At 56.9% G+C, this 14601-nt stretch carries 13 protein-coding genes; 6 read left to right on the forward strand and 7 right to left on the reverse strand.

What is annotated here, in order from left to right:
- Positions 1 to 92: 92 nt before the first annotated feature.
- Genes ACR0JX_RS15600 through ACR0JX_RS15620 form a run of 5 tightly spaced genes read left to right on the forward strand, consistent with a single transcriptional unit; the run spans position 93 to position 8262 of the window.
- Complete coding sequence (locus tag ACR0JX_RS15600) at positions 93 to 3323, forward strand: adenylate/guanylate cyclase domain-containing protein (protein WP_480544707.1); 3231 nt, start codon at positions 93 to 95, stop codon at positions 3321 to 3323.
- Positions 3324 to 3348: 25 nt separating this feature from the next.
- On the forward strand, positions 3349 to 4227 hold the full coding sequence (locus tag ACR0JX_RS15605; protein WP_480544708.1) for an encapsulin: 879 nt from the start codon (positions 3349 to 3351) through the stop codon (positions 4225 to 4227).
- A 13-nt stretch (positions 4228 to 4240) separates the two neighbouring features.
- Positions 4241 to 5071 (forward strand): DUF3237 domain-containing protein, encoded by an 831-nt coding sequence (locus tag ACR0JX_RS15610; RefSeq protein ID WP_170535160.1) that lies wholly within the window; start codon positions 4241 to 4243, stop codon positions 5069 to 5071.
- A complete protein-coding gene (locus ACR0JX_RS15615; protein WP_480544709.1) occupies positions 5064 to 7187 on the forward strand; it encodes a hydroxysqualene dehydroxylase in 2124 nt (707 codons plus the stop codon). Before ACR0JX_RS15610 ends, ACR0JX_RS15615 begins: the two co-directional genes overlap by 8 nt.
- Positions 7188 to 7191: 4 nt before the next feature.
- Positions 7192 to 8262: a polyprenyl synthetase family protein gene (locus ACR0JX_RS15620; protein ID WP_480544710.1), complete on the forward strand. Its 1071-nt coding sequence runs from the start codon at positions 7192 to 7194 to the stop codon at positions 8260 to 8262.
- A 9-nt stretch (positions 8263 to 8271) separates the two neighbouring features.
- On the opposite strand, the gene ACR0JX_RS15625 is transcribed toward ACR0JX_RS15620, so the two are convergent.
- The 3 genes from ACR0JX_RS15625 to ACR0JX_RS15635 all read right to left on the reverse strand — a co-directional run bounded on the left by ACR0JX_RS15625 (position 8272) and on the right by ACR0JX_RS15635 (position 10039).
- Positions 8272 to 8736: a hypothetical protein gene (locus tag ACR0JX_RS15625; RefSeq protein ID WP_480544711.1), complete on the reverse strand. Its 465-nt coding sequence runs from the start codon at positions 8734 to 8736 to the stop codon at positions 8272 to 8274.
- A gap of 107 nt (positions 8737 to 8843) precedes the next feature.
- Positions 8844 to 9533 carry an RES family NAD+ phosphorylase gene (locus ACR0JX_RS15630; protein WP_480544712.1) on the reverse strand — a complete coding sequence of 230 codons (690 nt, stop codon included), beginning with the start codon at positions 9531 to 9533 and terminating at the stop codon, positions 8844 to 8846.
- Positions 9530 to 10039 (reverse strand): antitoxin Xre/MbcA/ParS toxin-binding domain-containing protein, encoded by a 510-nt coding sequence (locus tag ACR0JX_RS15635; RefSeq protein ID WP_480544713.1) that lies wholly within the window; start codon positions 10037 to 10039, stop codon positions 9530 to 9532. The genes ACR0JX_RS15630 and ACR0JX_RS15635 overlap by 4 nt, the downstream gene beginning before the upstream one ends.
- A 143-nt stretch (positions 10040 to 10182) precedes the next feature.
- Between ACR0JX_RS15635 and ACR0JX_RS15640 the strand changes: the two genes are divergently transcribed.
- Complete coding sequence (locus tag ACR0JX_RS15640; protein WP_480544714.1) at positions 10183 to 10968, forward strand: ABC transporter permease subunit; 786 nt, start codon at positions 10183 to 10185, stop codon at positions 10966 to 10968.
- An 11-nt stretch (positions 10969 to 10979) separates the two neighbouring features.
- On the opposite strand, the gene ACR0JX_RS15645 is transcribed toward ACR0JX_RS15640, so the two are convergent.
- From ACR0JX_RS15645 to ACR0JX_RS15660, 4 genes are all read right to left on the reverse strand, one after another.
- Positions 10980 to 11618, reverse strand: a complete 639-nt coding sequence (locus ACR0JX_RS15645) for a nucleoside/nucleotide kinase family protein (RefSeq protein ID WP_480544715.1) — start codon at positions 11616 to 11618, stop codon at positions 10980 to 10982.
- Complete coding sequence (locus ACR0JX_RS15650) at positions 11615 to 12391, reverse strand: ATP-binding cassette domain-containing protein (RefSeq protein WP_480544779.1); 777 nt, start codon at positions 12389 to 12391, stop codon at positions 11615 to 11617. The genes ACR0JX_RS15645 and ACR0JX_RS15650 overlap by 4 nt, the downstream gene beginning before the upstream one ends.
- Positions 12391 to 13464 (reverse strand): ABC transporter permease, encoded by a 1074-nt coding sequence (locus ACR0JX_RS15655; RefSeq protein ID WP_480544716.1) that lies wholly within the window; start codon positions 13462 to 13464, stop codon positions 12391 to 12393. The genes ACR0JX_RS15650 and ACR0JX_RS15655 overlap by 1 nt, the downstream gene beginning before the upstream one ends.
- 112 nt (positions 13465 to 13576) lie before the next feature.
- Complete coding sequence (locus ACR0JX_RS15660; protein WP_480544717.1) at positions 13577 to 14593, reverse strand: substrate-binding domain-containing protein; 1017 nt, start codon at positions 14591 to 14593, stop codon at positions 13577 to 13579.
- Positions 14594 to 14601 lie beyond the last annotated feature (8 nt).

Genomic DNA, 14601 nt, shown 5'->3' on the forward strand with positions numbered 1-14601 from the left:
TCTTCCAAAAATATGGATTCGGTGGGGTATTGCCGATATTCTGGCGCAAAGAGCGAGCGTCAGCAGGGGGACACTAACATGGGCGAGGGGTCATGACAAAACTTGTCACCCATTCAACCCGTCTTGGCAAAGTCCTTGCCCAGGCCGGGCTGGAAGAGTTTTTGCCCCGATTTGCCGAAGAAGAAGTCTCGGATGACATTCTCGATGATCTGACCGATCCTGATCTGCGCGATCTGGGCCTGACGGTAGGTCAGCGAAAGCGCTTTCGCCAAGCTCAGATCGCATTGAAAACACTGGATATTGCGGATGACCCGCAGGTTTCTCGCGTGGCGGAACGGCGCCAGTTGACGCTGGTATTTTGCGATCTGGTGGGGTCAACCCAACTGGCTCAGCGTTATGATCCAGAAGAGCTGATGCAGATCATGACGCTGTATCTGGATACGGCCATCGGTACGATGAAACGGCATGGTTGCCATCTGGCGTATCGCCAGGGCGATGGGATCATGATGTATTTCGGCTACCCCAAAGCGATGGAAGATGATGCCGAACGTGCGGTTCGGGCCGTTCTGGAAACCATCGAAGCTGTGCAGAATCTGGATACGAAGTTTGGCGAAAACCTGAATCTGCGCGCCGGGATTGCCACGGGCCTTGTCGTTGTGGGTGTCGTCACCTCAAAAAGCCTGGGGACAGAGGATTTTCTTGTCGGTGAAACTGCAAACCTGGCCTCGCGCCTACAAGGGCTTGCCAATCCGGGCGAGGTAATCGTTTCTTCGGAAACGCAGCAGCTGACCAAAGGCACGTTCGAATTCGAGCCGCGCGGCAGTCACGAACTCAAAGGGTTTCAGAACGAACGCACCGTGTATCGCGTGGTGTCCGAGACACTGTCATCCAGCCGCTTTGATGCGCGTTCAGGGCCATCGGCTGTGACCCTTGTTTCTCGACAGAACCATCTGTCAACGCTGACGGACCTGTGGGAGCGTGCGAAGGCTGGCACAGGTCAATTGGCCTTTGTTGGCGGCGCGCCGGGAATTGGCAAGTCGCGTTTGATAAAATCACTGTCCGAAACTCTGGGCACTGAACCCATTACGCTGCAATGTGTGCCCCATCTGGCCAGTTTGCCGCTACATCCGCTTCAGGGAAAGCTGCGCAGCCTGTCACGCCATGGGTCTGACGAAACAGACGTTCGCGCTGCGATCTCGAAGTTTGCTGAACGCTCGACCCGGCTGACCGAAGCAGATGTTCCCCTGTTGTTGGACCTTGCGGGCCTTGCTACGGAAGCACCAATAGAATCCGACCCGATGAAAAAGGCGCGCATGTCGTTGGACATGTTGATCCGATGCACGGCCAGCATCTGCGACTACAACGGCTCGATGCTGCTGGTATTGGAAGATGTGCATTGGGCGGATGCGACAACACTGGATGCGCTGGATGCGCTGTTCGGCGTTTTGGAACAATTCCCGATCCTTGTGGTCATGTCACACCGCCCGGAATACCAACCGCCCGAGCATTTCACTGGTCGGGCAGAGTTCATTGACTTGACCCCGCTGGGCAAAACCGAAGCATCTGAACTGGTGCGCCGCGTAGCGGAACCGCGCAGCCTGCCGGTGATCCTGATCAGGCAGATCATCGAGAAGGCGGATGGCGTTCCGCTCTATATCGAGGAAATGACCAAGGCCGTTCTGGATCAGCTGCCACAGGACGCGCCGATCGATACCGCTGTTCTGGATGCACTGAGCATCCCGACGACCCTGCAAGATTCGCTGATGTCACGTCTTGACCGCATGGAAAATGCGAAACCGATTGCACAGCTTGGGTCGGTGATCGGCCGCAGCTTCACCGCGCCGATGATCCGTGCTGTTGCACCGGATGATACCGATGTGGATGCGGCTCTGATCCAGTTGATGGCCGCCGGGCTGGTGCTGGCCACAAGCAAGGCAGGCACCGCCACATATACATTTAATCACGCGCTTGTTCAGGATACCGCCTATAGCTCGTTGCTGCGTGATGACCGCGAGAAGATCCATCTGAAGATTGCTCGGGCTCTGTTGGACGGTAACAAGGCCTTTGGCACACCCGCCCCGGATACGGTTGCCCACCACTGCGATCTTGGCGGGCTGAATGATGAAGCGGTGACGCATTGGGTCACCGCCGGGGAACAGGCCCTCTCGCGGCTTGCGAACCTACCTGCCATATCGGCCTTCCGGGCCGCGCTGCGAAACATCGAAACGCTGCCCGGCGCCGCCGAACGGGATGGATTGGAACTGCGCGTTCAGATGAACGTGCTGCCTGCCTATATGGCAATCTACGGTTGGTCCTCGGATCAGGTTGCCCAAACCGCCGCGCGCGCCATGGAACTGGCGCAGGCGCTTGGCGATGGCGAAACGCTGTTTGCCGCCACCTTCTGCCGCTGGACCCATTTCTTCGTGGCTGGAGAAATGAATCGTGCGATGGAAATGGGGCAGGCGCTTGATGGGATGGCAAGCGTGGCAAAGGACCCCGTTACCAACGTTCTTGCGGCGCGCGCACTGAGTTTCACACACTACTTTCAAGGTGATTTCGAAGCGTGCCAGGCTCAGGTCGCACGGGGGCTTGATCTGATCTCGCCGGAACTGGATGCTGCGACGCTTCCAATGACGCAGTCCTCGACCGCCGCGTCCCTGCATGCGATCCGGGGCTGCCTGTTATGGCAATTGGGCCAGTTTGACGAGGCCGAAGCCGCCCGTCTGGAATCGATCGAGATTAGCCGATCCCTGAAACACGCGCCCAATCTGGTTTATATCATGGGCGCCTGTTCGATGTTCCTGCCTTATGCGGGTGAGTGGGAACGGATGGACAAAACGATGAAAGAAGCCCGTCAGATCGCGGATGAAGAGGGCTTTCTGTATCTGCACGCGATGCAGGACATCTACATGGGCCTTGCGCAGGCCGGAATGGGCGATGTCGACGGCGGTGCAGCGCGGGTTGAAACCTATATGGACATGGTCTCGAACGCGGGTGGCAATTTTACCTTCCCGCAAAACCAGATCGTTTTGTCAGAACTGCAAATCGATCAGGGCAATATCGAACAGGCGCTGGACCGGCTTGAACGTGTTTGCCAGCCCGGATGGGCCCGTGGTGAGCTGTTAAACAAGCCTGAATATCACCGCGTCCGGGCCAAGGCCTTTGCCGCACTGGGCGATATAGACAAAGCTATGTCCGAAGCGGAAACTGCGCTACAATTGGCCCAAGATACTGGTGCCATTGTATTAGAAGATCGTGCCCGGCGGCTGTTGGAAACGCTGAGCGCTGAAACAACAATAGATAAAGCTGCCAATATTAGTTGAGCAGTCCCAGCAGGAGGGATTTTTGATGACCGAAGCACTTGATTGGAGTCAAGAGCAGTGGAGTACCATAAGTCAGGTTGTTCACGATGAAGCGTTGCGCGCGCGTGTTGCGGCCAGCTTCCTGCCGCTCTATGGGCCTCTGCCCGCCGACACCCAAGCCGTTCCCTTGAACAGTCTTGAACTTGCCGCATCGCCGGGTGGGGCCGCGAAGCGCTTTGTCGTGAATGACTACGACACAACCCGATTGTCGACAGTGTCGGTCAATGTTTACCTTAAAAACGCCCAGATGTCGGATCCTGAATTGTCAGCAGCTCAGATCATGTTCCGCCGCGCAGCCGCAGTAGTTGCCCGCGTAGAAGATCTGATTGTCTTCAACGGCCAACCCGGCACCGGAAAAGGCCCAACCCCAGTAGGCCCCGAAAAGCTGCCCGAAGTCTACACGATCAGCGGTGGCGGCAAGTATGATGGCCTGTTGCAAGAAGGGGCAAAAAACCCGACCACAGGCACCAAAGCCGGGGCTACACCCACCGGAGACGAAGTCTTTCAGGCGGTTGTTGCCGGGATCAATAAGCTGGAGACCGAAGGCCATCTGGGGCCATTTGCCTGTGTGATGGGCAACACTCTGTTCCGGGCGATCACGACGCCTTTGCCAAACTCAATGGTTTTGCCGCGCGACAGCATCCTGCCGTTCCTGGATGGTCCACTGCTGCGCTCGGGCGCTATTCCCGAGGACAAGGCCATTCTGGTCTCGCTGCAAGGTGCACCGATTGAGATCGTCGTGCCATCGGATATCTCGGTGAAGTATCTGCAAACTTCGGCCGATGGTGACAATATCTTCCGTGTCCAGCAGAAGTTCCGCCTGAGGGTCAAAGAAGGCGAGGCCGTCACCACAATCTCGTTCTGATCTGGACATGGTCATGCGCGAGTTCACCGATAAAGGGGTTACTCTGCGTTGGTCCGAGGCGGTCACGCAGGTGGCCAGTGGTGTACAACGGGTTCTGGTTGAGGCCGGACCCGCAGTGTCATCGCATGACACACTGCGTCTGATCTTCTCAGAAAACGGTGGGCCTGAACGCGCGGTCCGGGGGTGGCCTGTAGGCTGTGATCCGCAGACTGGAATGCAGCAATTTGCGGCAGCTTTGCCAATGGCCATGAAAGGGCACCCTTTGGCATGGCGACCGGTTCTAACCGCGAGTGGACGAGAGGTCGACCCGGGCCAACAGACGATAGCGAAGCCTGAACCTGCCAAGATAACAAAGGCAGATCAGCCGTCACCCTCTCTGGAACATATTGCGCATTTCGTTGTGCCCTTTGAGGCTAATTTTCATGCAACGGGCGAAACCCCGGATGGCGTTTGGTTGCATTTTGCAATCCGCGACGGCGGCACCGTCACGGGCTCAAAGCTGAACGGCACAATAGAACCCGTTGGCGGTGATTGGATGCAGGTCCGTCCGGACGGTGTTGGGAGCCTGCATGCCAAAGCGATGATCAAACCCTCAGATGGTGGCGCGCCGATCATGTTCGATGACAGCGGCATCTGTGATTTTGGGCAATCTGGGTTCGCTGCGCTTTGCAAGGGGCAGTTGCCCGCCACGGCCCCCGTGCGCATCGCCTCTCGATATTTGACGTCAAACGCGCGCTATACTTGGTTGAACCGGGTGCAAGGATTTGGGATTGGGCAGGCCAGCCTGTCTGATGTGACTCTACGTTTTGACGTCTATTCCGCGAAAGGAACATCCGATGGCTAAGAAGGTCGTCATACTGGGCGGAGGCGTGGCCGGGATGAGCGCCGCGCATGAGCTGATCGAACGTGGCTTTGAAGTTGAAGTTCACGAACGCCAGCTGATTGCAGGCGGCAAGGCGCGCAGCATTCCCGTGATGAAAAGCGAAGATGATCGCGGATCAAAGGCCAAGCATATCAAAGCGCTGCAGCAATGGGTTGATATGGATGGCGCTGATTTCCCGCCCGGCGTCAAACGACCATGGCTACCTGGGGAGCACGGGTTCCGGTTCTTTCCAAATTTCTACCGGCATATCACCGATACGATGGCGCGCACGCCCTACTACGACAAGGGGACCTGTTACGACAATCTAATGCCGACAACCCAAGTTCTTGTCTGCCAGTTTGACAAGCCCGGCATCATCGTACCCGAGCGGTTTCCACGATCTTTGAAAGAATTCGCCGACGCGCTTAAGACGTTCGCCTATACGATCTCGCCTCGAGACCAGATTGGTTTCGAAGATGTCGAGCATTTCCTTAGCTGCATGTGGCGGATCGCCACTTCGTGCAAAGAGCGCCGCGATGACGAATATGAGCGCACCGGCTGGTGGGATTTCATAGGGGCCGAGGAACGGTCAGAGGCGTATCAGAAATTCCTGGCCATCGGCCTGACGCGATCACTGGTGGCGGCCAAGGCGAACACGGCCAGCACAAAGACCGTCGGTGATATCGCCATCCAATTGCAGATGGGCATTGCCACACCCGAGCCTCATTGTAACAGGCTGCTGAATGGGCCGACCAATCTAGTCTGGATACAACCCTGGCTCAACTACCTTGAAAGCAAAGGGGTGGTCTACAAGTTCGACTCGAAAGTAACCGGGATCGAATGTCAGGACGGGCGCGTTGTCAGCGCAACGGTCGAACGCGATGGGCGGCAGGAAACCGTGACCGGAGACTGGTTCATTAGCGCCTTGCCGATCGAACGGATCGCTCCACTTGTGACCCCGGCCATGACTGCCATTGACCCCGCCTTGGCCAAGCTGAAACTGCTGGCCGAAAACGTGCAGTGGATGAATGGCATCCAGTATTACCTGACAAAAGAGGTTGAACTGACCCATGGTCATGTGATCTTTATCGACAGTCCTTGGGCCCTGACCGCAGTGTCGCAAAAACAGTTCTGGCCCGATATCAACTTCGAGAATTGGGCCGAGGGTAAAACAAAGGGCTTGCTGTCTATCGATATCTCCGAGTGGGATAAGCCCGGGATGAATGGCAAGACCGCGCGCAACTGCACCCGCGACGAAATTGCAGATGAAGTCTGGGCACAGCTCAAGCGCAGCCTCAATGTGGATGGCCAGACCATTCTGCGGGACGAGGATATGCACTATTGGTTCCTCGATCCCGATATTGTGGCCGACCCGGAACATCCCTCTCGCATGACCAATGTCGAGCCATTACTGGTCAACCGTATCAATACATGGCGCCTGCGCCCGAACGCGGCCACGCTGATCCAAAATTTCTTTTTGGCGTCGGACTATGTGCGCACCTATACCGATCTCGCCACGATGGAGGGCGCGAACGAGGCCGCCCGGCGGGCGGTCAACGGCATATTGCGGCGCAGCGGTTCGGATGCCGAACGCTGCAAAATTTGGGATCTGCATGAACCTGACATCCTGCGCCCGTTGCGTGCCTATGACTACGCGCGGTATCAGGCTGGCTTACCGTGGGATGAGAGGTTTTCTGAGGCGGTTCAGGCCTCGTTGCGGTCTGCACAAGATACAACCGGCACGACCGGTGGTGGCGAGGGACCGTTGGCTGCGGTGGGACCTGCGGCCAGCGAGTACTCGAAACCGGGTGGGGTTGTCGAAGAACCTGCCGTGGCAGACGCGCTGCGTATGGTCTGCCCACCAGAAGCACTATACGATCTGATGGCGTCTTATGTGCCCGGCGTCGACATTCCGATACCCGGTGCTGAACAGGCTGAAACAGCGGCCCTGGATGTCGTCGGAAATAGTGCCGAACCCTCGTCTTTGCCCGGGGTCAATCGCGTTATGGGAACGTCTTTGAACTCAAAGTCTAACCCGAAGGGCGGCCGCGCAGGTGGCACCTCAGGTCGCAAAGTCACTATTACGCAGAAGGGTTGAACCCGTGGGCGCATCAACCGCGCAATTGGATCCGGCAGCAACGCAGGGCTTTCTGGAACAGCTGACCCAATATGGGGATCAGGCACGTCAGGCATTGCTGGCGCGGTTGCCCATGACCGAGCCGCAGGACTATCTTTACGGCCCGATGCGCGACTATATCGAGACCTCGGGCAAAGGCTTGCGCCCCGCGTTGCTGCTGGCCACGTGCGAGGCGTTCGGCGGTAAAACCGATGACGCCATGGTCTCGGCTGCAGTGATCGAACTGCTGCACAATGCCTTTCTGATCCATGATGACATCGAAGATGTCAGCGATTTCCGCCGAGGCAGGGAGTGCATGCACAAGCGCCTTGGCGTTCCGATGGCCATCAATACAGGCGACGGTATGCAAGCCATGGCGCTGCGTCTGCTGCGCGACAATCTTGATCCGCTTGGCCCGGAGACCTCGGCCCGTGTTTTGGATGAGTTTGACCACCTGCTGATGCAATCCATCGAGGGCCAGGCGATCGAACTTGGCTGGATCCGGGACAACCGGCTGGATGTGACCCCGGCCGACTATCTGAATATGTGTTTGAAAAAGACCTGCTGGTACAGCTTCATTCACCCAATGCGGATTGGGGCGCTGATCGCACGACCGGAAGATGTCGCCTCGGGCAAGCTCAATCTGGACGATTTCAACGCGTTTGGCTTCTTTCTGGGTGCTGCCTTTCAGATACAGGATGATGTTCTGAACCTTGTCGGCAGTCAGGACAAATATGGTAAGGAAATCGGAGGCGATATCTACGAAGGCAAACGGACCTTGATGCTGAGCCAGTTGAGCCAGCATGGTGAAACGCGCGAAAAAGACCGGCTGACTCAATTCCTGTCCAACCCAAGGCAAAACAGGTCAGCCCATGATGTGGACTGGGTACTGGACCGGATGCATCACTATGGATGCGTCGAATATGCCCAACGTGGCGCAGATGATCTGCTACAATCCGCCCGTCAGGAATTCGAACATGTCTTTGCCGGTGCCGAAGGCGGGCCGCGTGCTTTCCTGGGTCAGTTCATGGATTATCTGGTCGAAAGGCAGGTCTAGCGGGCAAGATCACCCGTCCACAATCTCGAAGATCACCACCATGGCAGATGTCTCTGACCCGAAGCTGTGAACCCGCCCGTGATAACGGCCCGGTTCGGCCAGATCATGCACCGTCAGTATGACGCGCACTTCACCCACTTCGCCCGGTGCAAGCCGCACCGCTGGTGGGTCGACACGCAGCCGATCTGCTGGGATCACAGCTCCTTCCTCATTGGTCAGGTCACCGGGTTCAAACCGCAACTCCACCGTTTCACCATCAGCAGGGGCGGCAACCGATAAAACAATTGTTCCTTTGCTGCCGGGAGTGCAAACTGTGCGGCATTGAAACGGCCCGTCCAGCGGCAGTTTCTGACCACTTTCCGCATCCAATACGCGCCGGGCCAGTTCAGTTAACGGTGTCTGATCCAACACAGGCGCAGTCGGGGCGACGGCGTCAATCATGCTGGCATAAGGTTTTCGCTCAAAATAAGGCATGTCTAAATGTGCACCGGTCGCGACGCTCAGTAAATAGGATTCTCGCTGAATTTACATGGGAATTGCGGTTTTCAAACGTGCTCGATCAGTCCAGTCTGACGTGACAATTACCGCAGTTCTTCAACGGTGACTTTACCGCTTGGCCGCACATCGATCTCAAAATGGCGGGCTTGCACAACATCCTGCACGGCGGGCGGCACAAAACAAACCCAGTTCTCATGGCCCGGTCGGCGTACACTTTCGTACCGGATACCCACGCGCGCTACTGCAGACCCTGTCTGGCGGACATATTCGCCAAAACGTTGAGGGGTAGGATAGGTCGCATCATCGGGGTCATGAAACTCGGGGTGTCGACCGAAAACATCGATAAAAGTTCCGATCAGCCGCGCCTCATACTCCCGATAGGATTCGCGCTTATGGTTCAAACCAGACAAGGTGATTTCCTTGCGCAACCCATTGGCGACCTCGAGCACCGAGGTCATCAGATCAGTTGCAGCATACCATGCCCCCAAAACCGCTGAGGTAAAGCGCATGCCCGTGACCGACCCGTGCAGAAACGAGGACATGACAATGCTGGCATTCGGTCGACCATAGACCCATTGTGACCGATCCAGCCGCGATAGTCGCGTGGCCACCATCCGGTCATTGGTCCAGCCTTCAAGCTCAAAGATATCTGATAGATCGTCCTCGCTGGTCACGGCCTCGAAGGCTGGAACAGGGGGAAACCGGGTTGGGATGATACGACGGGTTGATGTTGGGGCTTGCGCGCCGGGATAGGCGGTCAAATCCCAACTCACAGAAAGACCACATCGTCTTCGGTAACCGGCTCGAAACTGCCCTCGGGCGCACCATGACCCATTTCACCCCCGCGCCAGGCATCCAGATACCGGCGCACATTCATCATTCCGTCCTGCCCGCCGCCGACGATCAGGTCCAGCGGCGAGGACCCGGCAAAGATCGTGCCCTGATGCGGGCTGCTCAGCCATTTCACGGCCTGATCCTGATCCAGAAACAGGATCGCCAGGGCCTTGTAGATTCCCAGAACAGCTGAAACGCGTACCAGAGTGTCAAAGGGCAAAGAAATCGGTTTGTGATCCACAGCTTTCTTGATCCAGGCATGATAGGTCGACCGACCAGGATGCCCCAGCGCCGCGATCCTTTGTGCCTCGCTCAGCCCCCAAGCATCGGCGATGTTACGAAATGTACGCAGCCCTGGCCCGCTGAGACGCGCGCGATCAGCCGTGCCAACCGGGATCAGTAGCGGGGCTGTTGCAATATCTTGCGGTAGGGTTGCGATTTCCATGGCTCAGTGTCCAATCTTGGATATATTGTCTATATATAGACAATTTGTTTGGAAATCAATCATCGCGCGCGTTGACCACGCAGGCCGGTTTGTCTATCCCGTCTAGGCCGAAGGACGCAAATACAACGAAATTGGGCGATCGCTTGAACAAAATCAGCCTTCTGGACCATGCAATCCTGATGATCGGCGCGGTTGTGATGACTGGTCCAATTGTGGTTTTGGGCTGGCAACTGGTGGCCAGCGTCGGTGTGGAACAGCTGGGCGTGTTATTCACGAATCTGTGGGTCAACGGCGTCAGTAGCAATGCGATCAGCGCCGGCGCAATGCTGTGGAACTCATTGGTTGTGGCCATTGGCGTTGCCATTCTGAAATGCGCCGTTTCCATGCTGGCGGCCTATGCTTTGGTGTTTTTTCGCCTGAGGTGGAGCAACCTGATCTTCGGAGCAATCCTGTTGGCTATGTTCTTTCCAATCGAAAGCCGTATGCTACCTACTTTTGCGGTGGCCAACGATTTGGGACTTCTTAACTCCTACGCCGGGATGATCCTGCCCGTCACCGCCAGCGGGCTGGGCGTGTTGGTTCTGAACCAGTTCCTGCGGCAGATTCCTGTGGAATTGATGGAGGCTGCCCGAATGGACGGTGCAGGGCCAATGCGCTTTTTTCGCGATACGGTTCTGCCCCTGTCCCTGCCTATGATTGCTGCTCTGTTTGCGATCCTGTTTGTATTCGGCTGGAACCAATACGCCTGGCCAATCATCATCACGACCACCAGCCTGACACATAGCACTCTGGTCAGCGGGATGACCTATGCCGGGGTGGGCAGCCCATCCGGAATGGCACTGGCCTTGATGGCCTTGGGGCCACCGGCCATTATCCTGCTACTGGTTCAGCGCCAGCTCGTGCGGACCCTGACCGCCGGAATTCACTGACATAAGGCGACCTAGCTTAGAACCAGATCAGCGCGGCGCGAGTTTGATAGAATGCGTTTTGCATTCGGGATGTCATTGGCGAATGCCCGATCTCTGGCCGCGTCTGGCGGCAGACCATGATCCAGCCAACGCTGTTGCAGTCGCATTTCGAGCGTTTCGAGATCAATATCGAGGAAAACACTCAGCGCCCAGTGCTCGGACAGATCGGACCAGCCGGGTTCTTGCAGCAACAAATAATTGCCTTCGACCAGAATAAGCTGCTGACCAGGTGTCACCAATGCACGGGCGGCGATGGATTTGTCGATCTCGCGGTCGAACTCCGGGACGGCGACCTCGCCCTCGGCCAGCAATCGCTGCAACAAGGCTTTAAACCCCGCAACATCAAATGTCTCAGGCGCCCCTTTGCGAGGAAGCAGATCGCGAGCAGAAAGAATGGCGTTGTCATAGTGAAACCCGTCCATCGACACGAGGCCTGTGGCGATCCCTTGTTGTTGCAAAAGGTCACGCGTCAACGCAGCGACAGTTGACTTCCCTGCCCCTGGCGGACCGGCGATGGCGACCAGATCTCGTGTCTGAGACCGTGGTAGCGCCCGGACCGCTTCGGCAATACGATGCGCAAGTGTTAGCGCGCTAGAGCTGCCGTTGCTCACGCCGCCATGCCTTCACGCGGGGGTTCTTTGGCACCGGTCATGAAGGCCACCGCGTCCGACATGGTGTGGTCTTTGGGATCAATAACACAAAGCCGTTTGCCCAGACGATGAACATGAATGCGGTCGGCGACCTCGAACACATGGGGCATATTGTGGCTGATCAGAATGATCGGAATGCCGCGCGATTTCACATCCTGGATCAGTTCCAGAACCCGGCGACTTTCTTTGACGCCAAGTGCCGCTGTCGGCTCGTCCAGAATGATGACCTTCGATCCAAAGGCTGCGGCCCGTGCTACGGCGACGCCCTGACGCTGGCCGCCCGACAGCGTCTCAACCGCCTGATTGATGTTCTGGATGGTCATCAGGCCCAGTTCGCTCAGCTTGTCGCGTGCGAATTTTTCCATCGCGGGCCGATCGAGCATGCGAAACAGCGACCCCATCGGGCCCTTGCGTCGAATTTCGCGCCCCATGAACATGTTGTCAGCAATTGACAGTGCAGGGGACATGGCCAGCGTCTGATAAACCGTTTCAATCCCGGCTTCGCGCGCATCGATGGGTGAGTGAAAATGGACCTTCTGCCCATCCAGCCAGACATCGCCTTCATCTGGAGTGACCGCACCGGAAACCGCCTTGATCAGCGTGGATTTACCTGCGCCGTTATCCCCGATCACCGCCAGGATCTCACCCGGCATCAGGTCAAAGTCACACTGGTCCAGTGCTGTGACCTTGCCGTAGCGTTTTACAAGGTTGCGTCCTTTGAGAATGGGTTCCATCAGGCTGATACCTTTCTGATCCATTGGTCGACTGCGACCGCTGCGATGATGAGGATACCGATCAGCAGGAAGGTCCATTGTGCATCGGCCCCGAGCAGGCGCAGACCCAGCGTGAACACCCCAACGATGAGCGCCCCAAATAGCGACCCCAAGATCGAGCCACGTCCGCCGAACAGAGAGATGCCACCAATTACGACCGCTGTTATGCTTTCGATATTCGCCAGTTGGCCAGAAGTTGGCGACACAGAACCAATTCGACCAATCAAGGCCCAGCCCGCGAAGGCGCAGATCAGACCGGATAGCATATAGACTGACATCAGGGTGCGATGCACATTCACGCCAGAAAGCTCAGCCGCTTCAGGATCATCGCCCACTGCGTAAACATGTCTCCCCCACGCCGTATGCCTGAGCGCGTAGGCCAGCACCAATATAAGCACCAACATGAAGACCACGCCGACCGTAAAGACGGCACCGCCTATGTTGAACTTTTCGCCAAATATTTGAAGGATTGGCGCGTTTGCCTCAATCTCTTGCGAGCGGATTGTCTCGTTTTGAGAATACAGAAAATTTGCTGCCAATACGATCTGCCAAATGCCCAGCGTTACAATGAAAGGCGGCAGTTTGATCCGGCTGACCAGATAGCCATTGATCGCGCCGATCATCGTCCCAACCGCCAGGCCACAGACAATCGCGACTGTGGGTGGCAGTCCGTAGCGAAAGGTGAATTGCCCCATCACCACCGATGACATGACCATGATCGCACCCACGCTCAGGTCAATGCCGGCGGTCAGGATGACAAGGCTTTGCGCAGCGGCAACTATGCCAACAATCTGCACTTGTTGCAGGATCAGTGTCAGCGCGAAGGGTGAGAAGAACTTCGACCCCAAAAGCAACCCGAATATGATAATGGCAACCACAAGGACGATCAGCGGAACAAGTGACGGGTTCACGTGCAGGAAATGCTGAACCGTCCCGACAAATCCCCGGTGATGATCTTCAAACTCAGCGACCTGTTCCGGGCTGCCCTGTGCAGCAGATTCGAAATCATCGGCGTGTCGTGGCGTATCGGACATAAATGGATCCCCCAAGCGTCAAGAGCCCGTCTGCGGACCACTTTAGCAAGTTTTTGGGTGAGAATGTGATGAGATGGCAGGAGGCCACTTCGCGGCCTCCTACATGATCAGATTAACCCCAGCAGAGGTTCATGCCTTCTTCGACCGAGATCGACTCGACCCCATCCGCAGCTGTACCGGTGACAAGCGCAACGCCTGTGTCAAAGAAGTCCTTGCCGGGCGTGTTTTCAGGCTTCACGCCTTCATCGGCCCATTTCTTGACCGCTTCGACGCCAAGCGAGGCCATCAGCAGCGGGTATTGCTGCGATGTCGCGCCGATCACGCCATCCGCCACGTTCTGAACGCCAGGACAACCGCCATCGACAGAAACGATCAGCACGTCATTCTCACGTCCAATGGCTTTGAGCGCCTCATACGCGCCCGCGGCAGCTGGTTCGTTGATCGTATGGACCACATTAATCGTCGGATCTTTGGCCAACAGGTTCTCCATCGCGCGGCGACCGCCTTCTTCGTTACCAGCAGTCACGTCGCTGCCGACCAGACGCGGGTCATCCTCATCACCGATCACATTTGGGTCAGCCAGATCAACGCCAAACCCTTGTAGGAAGCCCTGATTGCGCAACACGTCCACTGTTGGTTGGCTTACAGCCAAATCCAATGTGGCGATCTTGGCGTCATTTGCGGCATCGCCCAGCGTCGCCTTGGCCCATTGGCCGATCAGCAGACCCGCCAGGAAGTTATCGGTGGCAAAGGTGGCATCCGCTGAATCAATCGGCTCCAGCGGGGTATCCAGCGCAATCACCAGAACACCCGCATCCCGCGCTTGCTGTACGGCGGGTACAATCGATGAGGTATCAGAGGCTGTGAGCAGAATGCCTTTGGCGCCGTCCAGAATGCAGGTCTCAATCGCCTGAACCTGGGTCTCGTGGTCGCCATCCACCTTGCCGGCAAAGGCTTTGAGCGTCATGCCAAGTTCTTCCGCTTTGGCTGTCGCACCCTCTTTCATCTTTACAAAGAAGGGGTTGGTATCGGTTTTGGTGATCAAACATACGGTGGTATCTGCAAACGCACTGCCCGCCGTAACGGTTAACGCCAAAGCTGTCGCGCCTGCGAAAGTCGCAAGTTTCATGAAGTATC

The organism is Ruegeria sp. AH7 (assembly GCF_056541325.1).